At 70.6% G+C, this 16,147-nt stretch carries 16 protein-coding genes; 7 read left to right on the top strand and 9 right to left on the bottom strand.

What is annotated here, in order from left to right; all coding sequences use genetic code 11:
- Positions 1 to 9: 9 nt before the first annotated feature.
- The 7 genes from K8640_RS12805 to K8640_RS12775 all read right to left on the bottom strand — a co-directional run bounded on the left by K8640_RS12805 (position 10) and on the right by K8640_RS12775 (position 5,244).
- Positions 10 to 831 (bottom strand): outer membrane beta-barrel domain-containing protein, encoded by an 822-nt coding sequence (locus tag K8640_RS12805; protein ID WP_223747296.1) that lies wholly within the window; start codon positions 829 to 831, stop codon positions 10 to 12.
- A 368-nt stretch (positions 832 to 1,199) separates the two neighbouring features.
- Positions 1,200 to 1,874: a 50S ribosomal protein L3 gene (gene rplC / locus K8640_RS12800; RefSeq protein ID WP_074951747.1), complete on the bottom strand. Its 675-nt coding sequence runs from the start codon at positions 1,872 to 1,874 to the stop codon at positions 1,200 to 1,202.
- Positions 1,875 to 2,021: 147 nt separating this feature from the next.
- Positions 2,022 to 2,792, bottom strand: coding sequence for a hypothetical protein (locus K8640_RS12795; RefSeq protein WP_223747295.1), 771 nt, complete (start codon positions 2,790 to 2,792; stop codon positions 2,022 to 2,024).
- Positions 2,793 to 2,857: 65 nt separating this feature from the next.
- Entirely contained in the window at positions 2,858 to 3,331 is a 474-nt protein-coding gene (locus tag K8640_RS12790) for a hypothetical protein (RefSeq protein WP_074951744.1), read from the bottom strand.
- 58 nt (positions 3,332 to 3,389) lie between these two features.
- Positions 3,390 to 4,475, bottom strand: a complete 1,086-nt coding sequence (locus K8640_RS12785; protein ID WP_223747294.1) for a HupE/UreJ family protein — start codon at positions 4,473 to 4,475, stop codon at positions 3,390 to 3,392.
- A gap of 44 nt (positions 4,476 to 4,519) precedes the next feature.
- A complete protein-coding gene (locus K8640_RS12780; protein ID WP_046714240.1) occupies positions 4,520 to 5,089 on the bottom strand; it encodes a hypothetical protein in 570 nt (189 codons plus the stop codon).
- A complete protein-coding gene (locus K8640_RS12775) occupies positions 5,086 to 5,244 on the bottom strand; it encodes a lmo0937 family membrane protein (RefSeq protein WP_141323900.1) in 159 nt (52 codons plus the stop codon). The genes K8640_RS12780 and K8640_RS12775 overlap by 4 nt, the downstream gene beginning before the upstream one ends.
- Before the next feature lie 302 nt (positions 5,245 to 5,546).
- Between K8640_RS12775 and K8640_RS12770 the strand changes: the two genes are divergently transcribed.
- The 7 genes from K8640_RS12770 to K8640_RS12740 all read left to right on the top strand — a co-directional run bounded on the left by K8640_RS12770 (position 5,547) and on the right by K8640_RS12740 (position 15,036).
- Positions 5,547 to 6,284, top strand: a complete 738-nt coding sequence (locus tag K8640_RS12770) for a lytic transglycosylase domain-containing protein (protein ID WP_223747293.1) — start codon at positions 5,547 to 5,549, stop codon at positions 6,282 to 6,284.
- Between the two features lie 224 nt (positions 6,285 to 6,508).
- Complete coding sequence (locus K8640_RS12765; protein ID WP_223747292.1) at positions 6,509 to 6,829, top strand: STAS domain-containing protein; 321 nt, start codon at positions 6,509 to 6,511, stop codon at positions 6,827 to 6,829.
- A 90-nt stretch (positions 6,830 to 6,919) separates the two neighbouring features.
- Positions 6,920 to 7,903 (top strand): MoxR family ATPase, encoded by a 984-nt coding sequence (locus K8640_RS12760; RefSeq protein WP_223747291.1) that lies wholly within the window; start codon positions 6,920 to 6,922, stop codon positions 7,901 to 7,903.
- Positions 7,900 to 8,868 (top strand): DUF58 domain-containing protein, encoded by a 969-nt coding sequence (locus tag K8640_RS12755; protein WP_223747290.1) that lies wholly within the window; start codon positions 7,900 to 7,902, stop codon positions 8,866 to 8,868. Before K8640_RS12760 ends, K8640_RS12755 begins: the two co-directional genes overlap by 4 nt.
- Positions 8,865 to 10,922 (top strand): DUF3488 and transglutaminase-like domain-containing protein, encoded by a 2,058-nt coding sequence (locus K8640_RS12750; protein WP_223747289.1) that lies wholly within the window; start codon positions 8,865 to 8,867, stop codon positions 10,920 to 10,922. Before K8640_RS12755 ends, K8640_RS12750 begins: the two co-directional genes overlap by 4 nt.
- 601 nt (positions 10,923 to 11,523) lie before the next feature.
- Positions 11,524 to 12,411: an RNA polymerase factor sigma-32 gene (locus K8640_RS12745; protein WP_141329544.1), complete on the top strand. Its 888-nt coding sequence runs from the start codon at positions 11,524 to 11,526 to the stop codon at positions 12,409 to 12,411.
- Between the two features lie 162 nt (positions 12,412 to 12,573).
- Positions 12,574 to 15,036 (top strand): OPT family oligopeptide transporter, encoded by a 2,463-nt coding sequence (locus tag K8640_RS12740; RefSeq protein WP_223747288.1) that lies wholly within the window; start codon positions 12,574 to 12,576, stop codon positions 15,034 to 15,036.
- A 52-nt stretch (positions 15,037 to 15,088) separates the two neighbouring features.
- Here K8640_RS12740 and K8640_RS12735 read toward each other — a convergent pair whose 3' ends face one another.
- Together K8640_RS12735 and K8640_RS12730 are read right to left on the bottom strand one after the other, a co-directional pair.
- Positions 15,089 to 15,514 (bottom strand): hypothetical protein, encoded by a 426-nt coding sequence (locus tag K8640_RS12735; RefSeq protein ID WP_223747287.1) that lies wholly within the window; start codon positions 15,512 to 15,514, stop codon positions 15,089 to 15,091.
- Positions 15,515 to 15,572: 58 nt separating this feature from the next.
- Positions 15,573 to 16,139 (bottom strand): hypothetical protein, encoded by a 567-nt coding sequence (locus K8640_RS12730; protein WP_223747286.1) that lies wholly within the window; start codon positions 16,137 to 16,139, stop codon positions 15,573 to 15,575.
- Positions 16,140 to 16,147 lie beyond the last annotated feature (8 nt).

Raw genomic sequence — 16,147 nt, 5'->3', positions numbered from 1 at the left:
GAAGGTGCCCTAGAAGGAGTAGGTGTAGCCGAGGTCGAACTGCACCAGGTGCGTGAGGCCCGGACTGGACGCGGACTCACCCGTCACGCGGCCCGCCTCCCAGTCCTCGCGAACCAGGTTGACGCGGTAGTTGTCGCGGAACACCCAGTCGCGCACCTCCAGCCGCAGCCCGTGCTTGTCGAGGATGAAGAAGCGGAAGCCCACCGCCGCGGACACCATGGGCGCCACGCGCGTCTCGCGCACCCAGTAGTCCTCCGACGCGCTGCCCCGGTCATCCAGCGAGGTGCGGTTGTCGCAGACGCCCGCCTGGCGGTTGACGACCTGCGAGCACTGGATGACGGAGTTGCGCTGGAAGCTGCCCAGGCCGCCGCCGGCCCACACATAGGCCTGGAAGTGCGCGGGCAGGTCCGACACCAGGCTCAGCTTCCCGTAGATGGGCGCCCAGCGGATGCCCGCCACGCCGTGGAGGTTCATCTCCCAGAGGTCCTCCAGTTCGTCCGTGACGCGCTTGTCCTCGCGCGCCAGGAAGCTCTCGGAGATGGAGCGCGCCAGGCCCGTGTGGCGGCTGGCCGCGTAGCCCGCGCGCGCCTCCACCGCGAAGGTGTTGAAGAGGTTGTAGGCGACGCCGAGGTTGAAGAAGTAGTGCGCCGTCAGGTGCGTCTGGAGGGGCAGCCCCACCCCCAGGGACACCTCGAGCTTGCCGCCCGGCTCGTACAGCCGGTTGCGGACGACGACGTTGTCGAGGACGGCCTCGTCATCCTGCGCGGCGGCCGCCGAGGCCGCCAGCCAGACCACCAGTGGTGCGAAGACGCGGAGCGTGCGTGCGTTCATGGTTCCTGCCCGGCCCAAGGGGTTGGGCCGACGTGTGCCAGGGCGCCTGCGTCACCGACGGCCAGGCCCCTTCATGGCGCATCCATGTGCACACGCCTTCCACGCCAGACAAGCCACGGAGCCCAGGAGGCGGAATTATTTTCACCCCGAGGCTCCCGCGCCGACCACCTCTCAACGTTTCCGGATGCCCGACAGCCCCCGAGGACGGAAGATGGTCCACCACGCTTCCCACGGCGGGACACACCTGTGCCCACTCACCGCGGGGGAACCAGAGGCGGAAAAGCGAACGCCCCGCCCGGATGCCCGACGAATCGGGCCCGGAGGCGGGGCGTCATGAGGGCTTCAGACGAAGCCGCTCGGACAGCGGATCAGGCGCGGCGCGCGGCCTTGTGCTGCTCGCGCATGGCCACCTTGATGCTCGGGCGGACGTACACGATGGCGTTGTTGTGGCCCGGGACGGCGCCCTTGACCAGGACGAGACCCTTCTCCAGGTCCACGTCGACGACGGTCAGGTTCTGCGTGGTGACCTGCTCCACGCCGTAGTGACCCGGCATCTTCTTGTTGGGGTAGGTGCGGCCCGGCGTCTTACGCTGACCGATGGCGCCCGGGTGACGCTGGTACTCGTGCGTACCGTGCGTCTTCGTCTGCGAACCCTTGAAGCTCCAGCGGCGCATGACGCCGGAGAAGCCGCGGCCCTTCGTCACGCCCGTGACGTCCACGAGCTGGCCCTTGGAGAACAGGTCCGCCTTGACGGCGTCGCCCACGTTGAAGGAGGTCGCCTCCTCCACCGTGACGCGGAACTCCTTCAGGTGCCGGCGGTAGGGGGCGTTGTTCTTCTTGAAGAAGCCCCGCTCGCACTTGTTCAGGATCTTCTCGCGGATCTCACCAAAGCCCAGGGTGACCGCGGAGTACTGATCCTTCTCGGGAGTGCGCTTGCCCACCACCTGGCAGGTGCTCACGTCGATGACCGTCACGGGAACGAGGTTGCCCTCGTCGGTGAACACCTGGGTCATTCCGATCTTCTTGCCAATCAGACCCTTCACGTCGTCCTCACACTGCCAGCGCGCGTAGGCGCGGAAAAACCCAATAAAATCAATGATCTGGCCCGCGAACTAATCTGCGGTCCCCAGGAAGCGGCGCAATGTAGCAGACATACCCCTGACGTCAAGCACTACGGGAGCCAGGGTCCCTCACTGCGCGCGATCGAGCCGGGGGTAGAAAGCGGCCAGCTGTGGATCAGCGATGCGTTGAGCGTACACGTCCTCCCCGAGCAGGAACAGCGCCTGGTCCAGATAATCCTCGGCGGCCTTCACCTGTTCCTCGAGGGTGGCGATGGACTGGTCGATTTCCGCCATGCGCGCCTCGTGCTCCTCCTTGCGGGCCTCGGCCTCGTCCTCCATCTCCAGCAGGCGCTTGTGGGCCAGGATGCCGGGGGCGCCGGGCTGGCCGGGCTCCGGGGTGAGGGCGGTGGCCAGGCGCGCGTCCAGGTCCTCGACCTCCCGGCCGAGCCGCATCTGGGTCAGGCGGTTCTTCTTGAGGTTGGTGCGCGCGGTGTCGATGCGGGCGGGGTCCTGCCGCGTCAGCTCCATGTCCGCGATCTTCTTCTCCAGCTTGATGAGGCCGTCGGCGGCGTAGCGCAGCTCCGCGCGCCGGCTGGCGAGCGTCTTGCGCAGGTCCTTCACCTTGCCGTCGATGGCATCCACCGCCTTCTTCCACTTGCGGACGATGGCCTGGTGGCCGGCCTTCTCCTGCTCCTGTTCGTCGAGGAAGGCCTGGTAGGCGGCATCCTCGTCGTTCATCTCCTGCTCGAACGCGGCCAGCTCCTCGCGGCGCGCCACCACCGCCTCCTCCGCCTTGTAGACGCGGTCCATGGAGCGGGGGCAGGTCGGCTTGCCCGGGAGCCTGTCGCGGGACAGGTCTCCCAACTGGAAGATGAGGTCGTCGTAGCTCTCCTTCGCCATGGGCGGATTTCTACGCCCAAGGCCCCCGGACTGTCACCGGGAGAGCGCGCCCCCGGCGCTCGAATTCAGGAGTCGGCGGGCGCGGCGGCCTGGGCGGGGCTCGCCATGGTGGCGCCGGCCAGGGCGCCCTCGGCCATGGTGAGCAGCTCGCGGGAGCGGTCCTGCTCCTCGGTGCGGTTGAGCTCGCAGACCCAGGCCGAGGACAGGTCCGCCTGCTGGCGCGCCAGCTCCGCGGTGGCCTCGTAGCGGGCGGCGGACGCGCGAGCGAAGGCCCCCTCGCGCCGCAGCTCCAACAGGGTGTCCGGGTCCAGGATGATCTCCTCGGGAGGCACCGGCAGCGGCCCCCGTCCCAGCGCCGCCAGTCGCGCGAGCAACCTGGAGGCATGCGCCCGGCAGAAGGCGGCCAGCACCATCAGCCTCGCGCGCATGCGCGCATCCATGATCCGCTCGGCGAGCATCGTCATCCGCCGCGCGGAGACGACCTCCGCCTCCCACGCGGCCGCCAGTGCCGCGGCCAGCCGGGTATGCCTCGCACCCATCTACGTCCCCCGATCCCTACCCTCTTCGAGGCCAACGTAGGGACGGGGTCCGCGGGATTCAACCGAGTGCGCGCTGGACCATCCAGTACCCACCAGCCGCGAGGATGCCCACGGACAACACGCGGACGGTCCCCAGGTGCGCGCGCGGCCGGCGCTGGAGCATCCGCAGGGGCGGCAGCAGCACGGCGACCACGAGCGCCTGGCCCAGTTCCACGCCCAGGTTGAAGCCGAGCAGCCCCTTCACCACGGAGTCTCCCAGGCCATAGCCCGCCAGCACGCTCGCGAAGCCGAAGCCGTGCACCAGCCCGAAGAGGAACGTGACGAGCGCGCGGTGACGGTGCTCGCGCAGCACCAGGTTCTCCACCGCGACGTAGATGATGGACAGCGCGATGGCGGCCTCCACCCACCGCGCCCGCTCGCCATCCAGCACCACCCAGCCGAGCGCCGTGGCCCCCAGGGTCAGCGAGTGCGCCACGGTGAACGACGTCACCAGCAGCAGCACGCGCTTGAACCCGCCGCCCACCAGCAGCACGGCCAGCAGGAACGCCAGGTGGTCCACGCCCTCGACGATGTGGCGCATGCCCAGCCCCACCCAGCCGAGGAAACCTCCGATGGCGGACGAGGACACCTCCCCGGGGTCGGGGATGTCGAGCGAGGGCTGGCCCGCCTCCGCGAACAGCGCGCCCGGCGCCCCGCCCTCCCCCACGCTGCCCAGGATGACCCGGTAGCCCGAGGGCAGCACGGACAACACCCCGTAGCGCTGGCGCAGCCGTCCCTCGGGACAGGTGAAGGTGGCCGTCAGCTCGACGAACGTGGCCCGCGCCCGCGCCGCCTGGGCCGTGCGCGCGCAAGGAGCGCCGCCCGCGGTGAGCGGCAGCACGTCCCACACGCCGCTCGAGAGGACATCGGGGCGCGCGTCCAGCTCCGCCTGCGACAGGGCGCCATCCGAGTCCGCGTCCAGGCCCGCCGGGGCCAGCCGCCCGAGCGTCGTGGCCGTCATGGTGAGGACCTGACGCACCTGGGACGCGCGGGCGTCCGGCGTGCGACGCACCTGGGTGTAGAGGATGTCTGCGTCGTGGGCGGAGGCGGAATGCGCGCCGAGGAGCAGGCCCGCCCAAAGCCCCCACCAGGGGAAGCTCTTCATGGCGCGCGAGCCTGCCGCCGGGCGGCGCCCGAGTCCACCCCGCCCTATTCCTGGATGACCTCGAGCTGGATCTGCTGCCGGCCGCTCAGCCCGCCATGACGGGCGCCGCAGCGGGGGCAGAAGATGAGCTGATCCCACTCCCACAGGAGCTTCACGTCCTCGCCGCAGCAGAGCATGGGGATCACACGCAGGAGCTCATCCGGCTCCGGGTCCATGGGGCCCGGCATCGACTCGGGCTCCACGGCGACGAAGGTGGGCCGGGGGTTGAGCGACAGCGTGCGCGAGACGTGCGCCAGTTGCTCGTAGCGGACGTGGTTGGCCCACGCGCGCGCCACCGACTCCAGATGCGTCTGCTGCGCGGGCGTGAGGAAGCCATCCGCCTCCGCGCGGTGGCCGCAGTAGGGGCAGCGCCACACCGGCAGCCCCTCCTCGCCCTCGTGCGCGTTCTCCAGCGTGAAGAAGGCCTGCAGCTTGTGCAGCAGCGCACGGGCGTCATGCGGGCCGGGGCGCGTCTTGAACGCGCGCATGCAGCTGGGACACTCGCGGCGGGTGAAGCCCGCGGTGTCCCGGGGCAGCTCCACCCCGTCCGCCCTGGGACCTCGGACCGCGCTCATGACACCGCCGTCCTCCGGCCCCGCGACACCACGCCCAACACGAACGTGAGCAGCGCGAACAGCAGCAACAGGTGGACCCAGTAGCCCTCCGTTGAGCCCACCGTCAGGCCCGTGCCCCACAGCACGAGCAGGATCATCCCCATGGTCCAGTACACGTCGGCACCTCCCCCGTATCCCCATCCCGGAGCGGCCCAAGGTAGGAACGCGGTTGCCCACCGGCAACCCAGTGCTTTTCACAGGAAGCAAAGTTCCCTGTCCGGGCATTTTTTCCGACGCCCGAGAAGCCCGCGTGCCCACCAGGAACTCGGTGTTCCAAGAGATCTAAAGGAGATACCCGCGCGCAAGGGGCACCCTGGGCCCTGGCACGGCGCCTGCTTGGGTGCCTCCTCGTCGGAGTCGGGGTGACTGAGCGCGACTTCCGTGGGCTTGTGGGCATGGGGTTGCCGGGGAGGGTGGGATGAGGGGCTGGACGGTGGCGGTGACGGCGGCGGCGATGCTGTTGAGCGCGGGGGCGTACGCGTTTCCGGTGCAGGTGCCCACGGGGCCCCAGGGGGAGCCCGCGGAGGTGATGTACCTGCGCGCCTCGCTGGAGCAGCGGGAGCGGGAGCTGAAGGCGGCGCTGGCGAAGCTGGAGAAGTACGAGGATGAGGCGATGTTCGCGCAGGCCGAGCGCCTGGGCGTGGTGGAGATGGTGAAGGCGTCGGGGCTGCCGGTGCACCAGCAGCGCCGGCTGGCGGTGGCCATCGTCCGCGAGGCGCAGCGCAACAACGTGGACCCGCTGCTGGTGGTGGCGGTCATCCGCTGCGAGAGTTCGTTCAACAACTACGCGGTGTCCCACGTGGGCGCCATGGGCCTGATGCAGGTGATGCCGGACACGGGCACGTGGCTGGCGGACAAGGCCGGCTTCCGGCTGGGCCGCTCCACCAACCTGTTCGACGCGGAGACGAACGTGACGCTGGGCACGGCCTACCTGGCGGACCTCATCAACCGCTTCGGCTCCCTGGAGAAGGCGCTGGTCGCCTACAACGCGGGCCCGGGGCTGGCCCGGCGCATCCTCGCCAAGAAGGACGCGCGCACGAAGTTCATGGCGGGCTACCCCACCAAGGTGGTGAAGGAGTTCCGCAAGCTGAAGGCCCAGCAGGAGCGCGAGCTGACCCTGCGAGATCAGCAGAAGACGATTGACCGGCAGGGTTGATCGGCAGGCGACAACCAGGACGCCCGCCATCTGACAGTCGTGTAGATGTTGCATCCCGGTGGCTGAAATTCCTTCCCATCTCCAGGCAGTGTTCGCGCCTGGCAGTGCACCCCATGGATATTCCATGGGTTTTCCGGGTGCGACATTGGCCCGGAATGTGCTCCTGCCGCCGTGCCCGAGACTTCGGCACAGCGCGCACACGCATCGATTGGGAGAGCACAGCAATGGCGGGTTTGCAGATCCACCGTGAGGACGTCGCAGGTCGCATCACCCTGCGTCTGGAAGGGGTTCTGGACGGCAAGACGGCGCAGGAGGTGCAGACGTCGCTGGACACGTTGCAGGGCCAGGACGTGGTGGTGGACTTCACCCACCTGCGGGAGTTCAAGGACAGCGCGGTGGGGGTGCTGACGCGCAACCTGGCGAACTCGGTGAAGCTGCGCGGGCTGGCGTCGCACCACGAGCGGATGTTCCGTTACTTCGGCGTGACGACGGGCGTGGTGGTGCAGCGTCCGTACTACACGCCCGAGGACGTGCTCTCCCTCTAGTCGCGGGAGGCCGAGCAGGCGGGCGCCCCTGGAGGGTGCCCTGGAGTTGGCGGTGCCGGCCCCCGGGGGAGTCGGCTAGAGTGACGGCGGATGACCCAGCCCGCCCGCGTCCTCGCCGCCGACGTACCGTCCCCCGCCTCCGCGCGCCCGGCGATGGAGAGAATCGCCGCCGAGCTCGGGCGCGCCGTCGAGGGCAAGGAGGCCCAGGCGCGCCTGGTGACGACGTGCCTGGTCTCCGGTGGGCACCTGTTGCTGGAGGACGTGCCGGGTGTCGGCAAGACGACGCTCGCGGAGGCCCTGGCCCGGGCCTGTGGGCTGAGCTTCGCGCGCGTGCAGTTCACCGCGGACCTGATGCCCGCCGACATCCTCGGCGCCCAGGTCTTCCACGCCCAGACGGCCACCTTCCAGTTCCGTCCCGGTCCCCTCTTCCGTCAGCTGGTGCTCGCGGACGAGCTCAACCGCGCCCCGCCGCGCACGCAGTCCGCGCTGCTGGAGGCCATGGCGCAGGGCCAGGTGTCGCTCGACGGGAGCACGCACGCCCTGCCCTCCCCCTTCACGGTGGTGGCCACGCAGAACCCGGTGGACTTCTCCGGCACCTACCCGCTGCCGGACTCGCAGCTGGACCGCTTCATGGTGCGCCTGTCCCTGGGGCACCCCGCCGCCGACGTGGAGGCGCGGCTGCTGGCCACGCGGGGCCGCACGCCGCCCCTGGAGGCCGTCAAGGGCGTCTCCAGCCCCGAGGAGCTGGCGGCCCTGCGCGCGCTGTCCGCGGAGCAGCGGCTGGACGCGTCCGTGGCGGAGTACGTGGTGCGGCTGGCGCGGGCGACGCGGGAGCACGGCGACATCGAGCGAGGCGCCTCCACGCGCGCGGTGCTGGCGCTGGGCGCGGCGGCCCGCACGCAGGCCCTCTGGGAGGCCCGGGACTTCGTGACGCCCGGGGACGTGCGGGCGGTGCTGGTGCCGTGCTGGGCGCACCGCGTGCTGCTGCGCAGCGCCGTGCAGGGCGTGGCGGCGCGGGACGAGGCGGCGCACCTGTTGGAGGAGCTGGTCCGAAAGGTCCCGGCGCCGCGGTGAAGTCCACGTGGAAGCAGCGCTGGGCGCGGCTTCGCGCCAGGCTCCGTCCGCCGCGGACCCTCCGGGTGACGCGCATCGGCCGCACGTACCTGGTGGTGACGTTCGGCGTGGGGCTGGGCGCGCTCAACACGGGCAACAACCTGCTCTATCTGCTGTTGGGCCTGCTGCTGAGCATGGTGGTGGTGTCCGGCGTGCTGTCGGAGCGGTGCATCCGGGACCTGTCGGTGCGCCGGGTGGGCACGGACGCGGCCTTCGCGGGTGAGCCCTTCGCCTTCCGCTGGGCCGTGTCGCGCAAGCAGGGGCAGGCCTTCGCCCTGGCGCTCGCGGAGGCGGACTCGCCGCTGACGGGCGCGGGCGGCGTGGGCTACCTGCCCTCCGGCGTGGAGCACATCGTCCGCGCGGACCTGGTCGCGCCCCGCCGCGGGCCGGTGCGGCTGACAGGCGTGCAGGTGACGACGACGTGGCCCCTGGGGCTGTTCGCCAAGACGCGCGTGCTCTCCCTCGACGGCCTGCTGCTCGTCTATCCCAAGCGCGGCTATGCCTGCATGGACCCGGGCGACGCCGAGCGAGGGCCGGTGGGGGACGCGGGCAACCCGCGCCGCAACGACGGCAGCGGCGACGTGACGGGCCTGCGCGAGCTGGCCGAGGGCGAGGACGCGCGCCGCATCCACTGGCTCAAGAGCGCGTCGATGGGGAAGCTCCTGCGCGTGGAGCGCGAGCGCGAGGAGCGCCGCACGTGGATGCTGTGCATCGAGCCGGGCCTGGAGGGCGAGGCGCTGGAGCGGCGCTGCGAGGAGGTCGCGGCGCTGGCCCACCGGCTGCTCGAGGAGGGCCATGAGGTGGGCCTCCACACCGCGGAGGAGCGGCTGCGCGCGGGCACGGGCGCGGCGCAGGAGCGGCGCATCCTCAGGGCCCTGGCGTGGCTGGGCTTCGAGCGGCCGCGGGACGAGGAGGCGGCGGCATGACGCGCGGCTCGCGACTGCGACTGGTGCTGCGCGACGTGGCCTCCGGCTGCGCGTTCGGGTCGATGGCCGTGTCCGGCCAGCTGCCGCTGTGGACGCTGGGCCTCTATGGCTTCTCGCTGGTGGCGGCGCTCCTGGGCAAGCGGCTGTTCGCCCGGCGCGCGAAGCTCACCGCGCTGTTGCTGTTGGGCGTGGCGGCGGTGCTGGCCGTCAATGTCACGGCGGGCTCGCTCAACCTGGTGGTGGCCGCGTGTGCCTTCGCGGGCCTCATCTCCGCGCACCGGCTGCTGTCCACGCCGGACCCGGCCACGGATGGACAGGTGCACCTGTCCGGCCTGTTGATGGTGGCGGGCGGCGCGGCGCTGTCCGGTGAGCTGGTCTACGGCCTGTTCCTGGTCGCCTTCAGCGTGCTGTCCAGCGTCTCGCTGGCGCTGGGCGTGGTGGAGTCGGCGGTGCCCGAGGGTGAGCCCATCCCGGTGCGCCAGGTGCTGCGCCCCCTGAGCACGGGCGTCAGCTTCGCGGTGGCCGGCGCGGTGGCCTTCTTCATCCTCTTCCCCCGCCTCAACTGGAACATGACGGGGCCTCGCGCGTCGCCGGGCATCGGCCCCGCGACGACGGGCTTCTCCAACACGGTGCGGCTGGGCGGCACGGGGACCATCAAGGACAACCCGCGCGTCGTGCTGCGGGCGACGCTGAACCCGGACCCGGGCGTGGATGCGCTCGGCGCGTACTGGGTGGGCCGCACCTACGACATCTTCGACGGGCTGGAGTGGACGAACGCGGGCGGCGTGCGTAAGGAGCGCGAGCCGCTGCTGACGCTGCGTCCGGGCGGCGACAACCTGGTGCACCAGCGCGTGGAGCTGCTGCCGGCCTACGGCGGTCGCACGCTCATCGCGCTCGAGACGCCGTCGCGGCTGGGCAACGCGGTGGCGAACACGAGCACGGGCGGCCGGCGCACCTCGCTCCAGGAGCTGTCCGGCGGCGAGGCGCGCTTCCTGGAGCCGGGCATCTCCTACTCCTATGAGGCGTACAGCCTGCCGCCGGGTGGCAGTGGCGACCGGTTCCGCAAGCTGCCCCCGGTGGAGCAGGACGCGCTGCTGGCGCTGCCGGAGAACATCGACCCACGCGTGGCCCAGACGGCGGCGCGGGTGCTCGACGGCGAGCGCGAGCCGATGGCCGCCGCGCAGAAGCTGGCCGCGTGGCTGCAGCGCGAGCACTCGTACACGTTGGAGCAGGCCGGCGAGCGGGATGACCCGCTGGCGGACTTCCTCTTCGAGCGCAAGGCCGGGCACTGCGAGCACTTCGCCACCGCGCTCACGTTGATGCTGCGCACCCAGGGCATCCGGGCCCGGCTGGCCACGGGCTTCTTCGGCGGCGAGCGGGTGAACGAGGGCTACATCCTGCGCGCCGGTGACGCCCACGCGTGGACGCACGTGCTGGTGCCCGAGCGCGGCTTCGTCACCGTGGACGCGACGCCGCCCGCGAATCGTCCGGGCCAGGGCTCGAAGTGGATGCAGCGGCTGCTGGGGTTGTACGAGGCCATCGAGTCGCGGTGGCGCAACTCCGTCGTCGACTACTCGTTCCGGGACCAGGTGGACGTGGCGCGCGCGCTGGTGCGTCCGCCCAAGGGCTCCGAGAAGAACGAGCGCAGCCAGCTGCCCCCCGCGCGGGCCTGGGGCGCGGCGCTGGTGGTGGGCATGCTCGTCTATGCCGGGTGGCGGCTCGTGGAGCGGCTGTCGGGACGGCCTCGTCCGCTGGAGGCCACGCGCTTCGTGGACGCGGTGGAGGCACAGCTCGCCTCGGCGGGCATCGCGCGGGGTGACGACGAGACGCTGGAGGAGCTGCACGCGCGGATGGCCTCGGACGGCCACGCGCTGGCGCCCGCGCTCGCGCCCATCACCCGGCGCTACCTGGAGGCCCGCTTCGGCGGGCGTCCGCTGCGACAGGGCGAAGCAGACACGCTGCTGCGCGCCTTGAAGAGCGCCGTCTCCGACTTCGTCCGCATGGAGGCCCAGCTGCGGGCCCGTACGGATGAGCGGCGCGCCCGCGCCTCCTGAGGGAGTGCGCACCGGCACGCGCCCGCCTCGAACGGCGAGCCCCGGCACGGCGGCAGACCCCAGGGATTCCCGCCGGGGACGTCGCGCCCGGCGCGGCTGAGCCTCACCGCCCTGCCCGCCTCGGGCGCCATGGGCTCGCGTGGCGGGTGGCCCTCCGGGCGTCCCCCCGGGCGCGGAAAATCGCGCCGGACAGCGGCCGCCGGAGTCGTTAGCCGTTCATCCACGGGAAGGCGAAAGGCGCCGTGCGCGGCCCTCTCGTCCAAGGGCGCTCACCTGCCAGGCGGGCAAGGGAGCTTCCGCGCTCGCTCGGCACCTCGGCTCCTCGACAGGGCCCAGGTGCTCCTCCCTGGAGGCGTCACGTGCACAGACGGGCACATTCTACAGCCGCGAAGTCCCGGCGAGTTCCCAGGTCGGCCGTAACGGTTACAGCCCTCCTTCTTTGTACATGAGCGACGGTTCCGCCAACCCCCCGCAGACACAGGGGAAGGTGGTGTGGGTGGCGCTGGCATCCGGGTTGCTCATGACAGCCCTCGTTCAGTCGTCAAGCGGTCCGAAAAAACCTAGCGGCCTCCACGAGGCCCCACGTCGGGAGAAACCATCCATGCAGGCGTCCACCGAGCAGTCGTCCAACTCCGGCTCCCTGGCGATGTACCTCTCGGAGATCAACCACTACAACCTCCTCACCGTGGAGGAGGAGCAGGCGCTGGCGCGCAGCTTCATCCAGGGAGACCTGGCCGCGGGCCACCGGCTCGTCACGAGCAACCTGCGCTTCGTGGTCAAGGTCGCCTATGAGTACCGCTCCTACGGCATCAAGATGTCGGACCTCATCCAGGAGGGGAACATCGGCCTGATGAAGGCCGTGCAGAAGTTCGACCCGGACAAGGGCATCCGCCTCATCTCCTACGCGGTGTGGTGGATTCGCGCGTACATCCAGAACTACATCCTCAAGAGCTGGTCGCTGGTGAAGCTCGGCACCACCCAGGCGCAGCGGAAGCTGTTCTTCAGCCTGGCGCGCACGCGCCGTGAGCTGGAGAAGTTCGGCAACGGCGAGGCCGTGGTCAACGTGGAGGAGATTGCCCGCCGGCTGCACGTGAAGCCCGGCGAGGTGCGGGAGATGGAGCAGCGCATGGGCGGGCGGGACCTCTCGCTCGACGCGCCCATGGGCGAGGACGGCGGCAACAGCCACGTGGACTTCGTGGTCAGCGCCGCGGCCCCGCAGGACGACGAGTTCGCCGACAAGGAGGAGGCGGGCCTCATCAACGCCCGCGTCCGCACCGCGCTGATGCGCCTGGACCCGCGCGAGCGCTTCATCATCGAGCAGCGCGTGATGAACGAGCGCCCCATGACGCTCAAGGAGCTGGGCGAGCACTTCGGCTTCTCGCGCGAGCGCGCCCGCCAGCTCGAGATCCGCGCCAAGGACAAGCTCAAGGCGGAGCTGGCCGCGCTGATGGCCGAGGTGGACCCGGACGCGGCGGCGCTGCAGCAGTAGTCCCCGCCTGACGCGGCAGGTCGGCCCCGGTTCCACGGGGGCCCCCCCGAGCGCCTCCATCCCTCCCGGGGTGGGGGCGCTTGCCATTTGAGGGGCATTGCTTCGCGCGCCGGGCGGGGCCCTGCTAGAAGGGGCCCGATTCCCTCGTAAGGAGCCTTTCGCTTGGCCCACGGTACCCCGCCGGTCGTCGACGAGCGTGTTCCGCTCGCGCAATCGCACGCGCCCCACCAACACTCCCCGTACATCCCACCCGACCAGTCCCCCACGGAGATGACGATCCGCGGGTTGGTGCTCGGCTCGGTGCTGGGCATCGTGTTCGCCGCCTCGTCCGTGTACCTGGCCATCAAGGTGGGCCTCACGGTGTCCGCGTCGATTCCGGTGGCGGTGCTCTCCATCGCCATCTTCCGGGCGCTGGGCAAGTCGAACATCCTGGAGAACACCATCGTCCAGACGACGGGCTCGGCGGGAGAGTCGCTGGCCTTCGGCGTGGCGGCGGCGCTCCCGGCGCTGCTCTTGTTGGGCTACGACATCAGCCTGACGCACGCGTTCCTCACGGCGGCGCTGGGCGGTGTGCTCGGCGTGCTGATGATGATTCCGCTGCGCCAGGGCCTCATCGTCCAGGAGCACGGCAAGCTGCCCTACCCGGAGGGCACGGCCAGCGCGGACGTGCTCATCGTCGGTGAGCAGGGCGGCACCAACGCGCGCACGGTCATCATCGGCTTCCTGGTGGGCGGCATCTACAAGTTCGCCTACTCCGGCATGAAGCTGTTCCGCGAGGTGCTGAGCACCCCGCTCAAGGGCCTCAAGAGCGCCACGCTCTCCACCGAGGTGAGCCCGGAGCTGCTCGGCGTGGGCTACATCATCGGTCCCCGGGTGGCGGCCATCACCTTCGCCGGTGGCGTGCTGAGCTACCTCATCCTCATCCCCGCCATCTCCTTCTTCGGCGGCGGGCTGGATCAGCCGCTGCTGGTGCACAACGGGCAGCTCATCCGGGACATGTCCCCGGACCAGATTCGCAACGCGTACGTGCTCTACATCGGCGCGGGCGCGGTGGCGACGGGCGGCCTCATCAGCCTCATCCGGTCGCTGCCCACCATCATCGGCGCGTTCAAGCGCGGCGTGGAGTCGCTCAAGGCCTCGCGCGCGCACGGCGGCGCGCCGCAGCTGCTGCGCACCGAGCAGGACCTCCCCATCACCGTGGTGCTGGTGGGCAGCCTGATGCTGGTGCTGACCATCTGGCTGGCGCCCCCGCTGCACGTCAACTTCATCTCCGCCCTGCTCATCATCGTCTTCGGCTTCTTCTTCGTGACGGTGAGCGCGCGAATCACCGGCGAGATTGGCAGCTCCTCCAACCCCATCTCCGGCATGGTGGTGGCCACGCTGCTCGTCACGTGCCTGGTGTACCTGATGCTGGGCTGGACGAACTCCAATGACCGCTTCATGGCGCTGACCACGGCGGCCATCGTCGGCATCGCCGCGTCCAACGGTGGCACCACCGCGCAGGACCTGAAGACGGCCTTCCTGGTGGGCGGCACGCCCCGGCGGCAGCAGACGGCGCTCTTCGTGGGCGTGCTGACCAGCGCCATGTTCATCGGCCTGGTGCTGGTGACGCTCAACAAGGGCGCCACCGTCACCATCCCGGAGCCGCACCCGAACGTGCAGGTCACCGAGCTGACCGAGGAGACGCGCACCCAGTACGTGTTCCCCTGGAGCGTGTCCGCGGAGGCGCTGGCCAGCCGCAACCTGGACGAGGCGGCGCTGCGCAAGGCGGCCTGGGCGCAGGGCTACGAGCTGGCCAACACCCATGGCGCGCTGGAGCTGCGCAGCTGGCGGCAGGTGGGCGCGCAGGACGTGGGCGGCGTGACGCTGAGCCCCACGGGCGGCTCGCAGGTGAAGGTGTCCGACCTGGGCGCCGTCACCGAGGGCCCCCAGCGCACCTTCAAGGAAGGCTACGTGCGCGGCGCGGACACGCCGGTGCCCGCGGGCAAGTACCTGGTCGACGGCGCCGGCACCATCCAGTACGTGGTGGACCCGGGCATCGGCGGCCGCATCAGCACCTACGAGGGCCAGGCCCTCACCCGCTACGCGGCGCCCAAGGCGCAGCTGTTCGCGCTCATCATCGACGGCATCCTCACGCAGCGGCTGCCGTGGGACCTGGTGCTGCTGGGCGTGTTCATCGCGCTGATGCTGGAGCTGTGCGGCGTGTCCTCGCTGCCCTTCGCGGTGGGCGTGTACCTGCCCATCAGCAGCAGCGCGCCGCTCTTCGTGGGCGGCATGGTGCGCTACTTCGTGGACCGCGTGCGCGGCGGTGAGTCCGACTTCTCCCCGGGCACCCTGCTCTCCTCCGGCTACATCGCCGGCGGCTCCATCGCGGGCGTGCTCATCGCCTTCCTGGAAATCGCCACGGACGGCGCCGGCTCGCGCGCCATCAACCTGCCGGCCGTGCTCGGCCACGAGGGCGCCATCGGCGGCTTCCTCAACACGGTGGGCGAGAGCGAGCTGGCGCATCCGCTCTGGTCCAACCTCTGGGGCCTGCTCTTCTTCGGCGGCCTGACGCTGTTCCTGCTGCGCTCGGCCCTGCGTGGCCCCAGCGCCGCGGTGTCTCCGCCGCCCGCCGGCAAGTAGCCCCGTGAGGCGACGGCGCTCCCCTTTGCTGGGAGCGCCGTCCCTCCAGTCATCAGAAGTTCGTGTTCTGCGAGCCGTTCACGAGCCGGAGGTACTTGCAGGTGCCCGTCGCGTCCCACTCCACCCGGAAGAAGCCCCGGGTGCTCAGGGCCTGCTCCCAGAGCTCGCCCACGACCGCGTCGGGCACGCAGCTGTAGATGGTGTGGGTGGTGGCCCCCGCCGGGGTGAAATAGGACTGGAAGAGGCGACCGCCGACCATGTCATCCCGGAAGGACGCGGAGGAGGTCGTCACCGCGTCCTGGCGGAAGCCGACCAGGTTGCCGAAACAATGCCCCGAGCCATCCGTGTTCTTCTGGCAGAAGAGGGTCTGCGACTGGAGTCCTCCCCACGCGACGGGAGCGAGCGCCAGGGCCGCGAGCGCAATACCAGGCAACAGGCCCTTGCGAACAAGGGACCTCGAAGAAGAGAGCTGCTTCATGTGTTGTGACTCCTGAGCCGTGTGACGTTCGACTGCTCGAAGCGAAGTGAAGCGAGAGCTACGGAAGACCATCGGCATCCGGAGCGGGGATGAGCCGGTCCTGGTTGATGGCGACGATGAGCTGCTTGCGGAGCGCGTCGGCCTCGGGACGGCCTCGAAGGTGGGCGAGCTCGCGCCGAATCTCGAGCACGTCCTGCGCAGTCATGCGTCCGCTGGAGACCACCCGGTCCACCATCGTGCCCACCCGCGTTGCCGACTCGCGCTGCTCGGAGGACAGCTCCGGCACGGAAGGCGCGGACGCCTCGGGCTCACCGGCCCCCACGACGGGCCCTCCTGACGCCTTCAGCAACGTGGCCACCCGCAGGGCCATGGCCTCAAGCTCTTCCCCGGAGAGGCGCCCCTGCCCGGAGGCCACTGGGGAGGACGCGCCCACCATCAAGCCAGCCCCCGCGGCGTGAGCACGAGACTCCAGTGCCCGGCGCAGCGCCCCCACCTCATCCGTGAGTTGCTCCACGCGCTGCTCCTGGAACTGCTGCGCCTGGCTCACCGCGAGCCAGCACCCCAATGCGCACCCCACCGCCGTGGTCAGGCTCGGAAGCCAGCCCTGAAACACCTGGGTGTTCATGAGATGGC

The organism is Myxococcus sp. XM-1-1-1 (assembly GCF_020037095.1).
In the GTDB taxonomy this organism is placed as follows: Bacteria; Myxococcota; Myxococcia; order Myxococcales; family Myxococcaceae; genus Myxococcus; species Myxococcus fulvus.
Note: the sequence above shows the minus strand (reverse complement) of the source record. Positions and strands in the feature narration are given on the sequence as shown.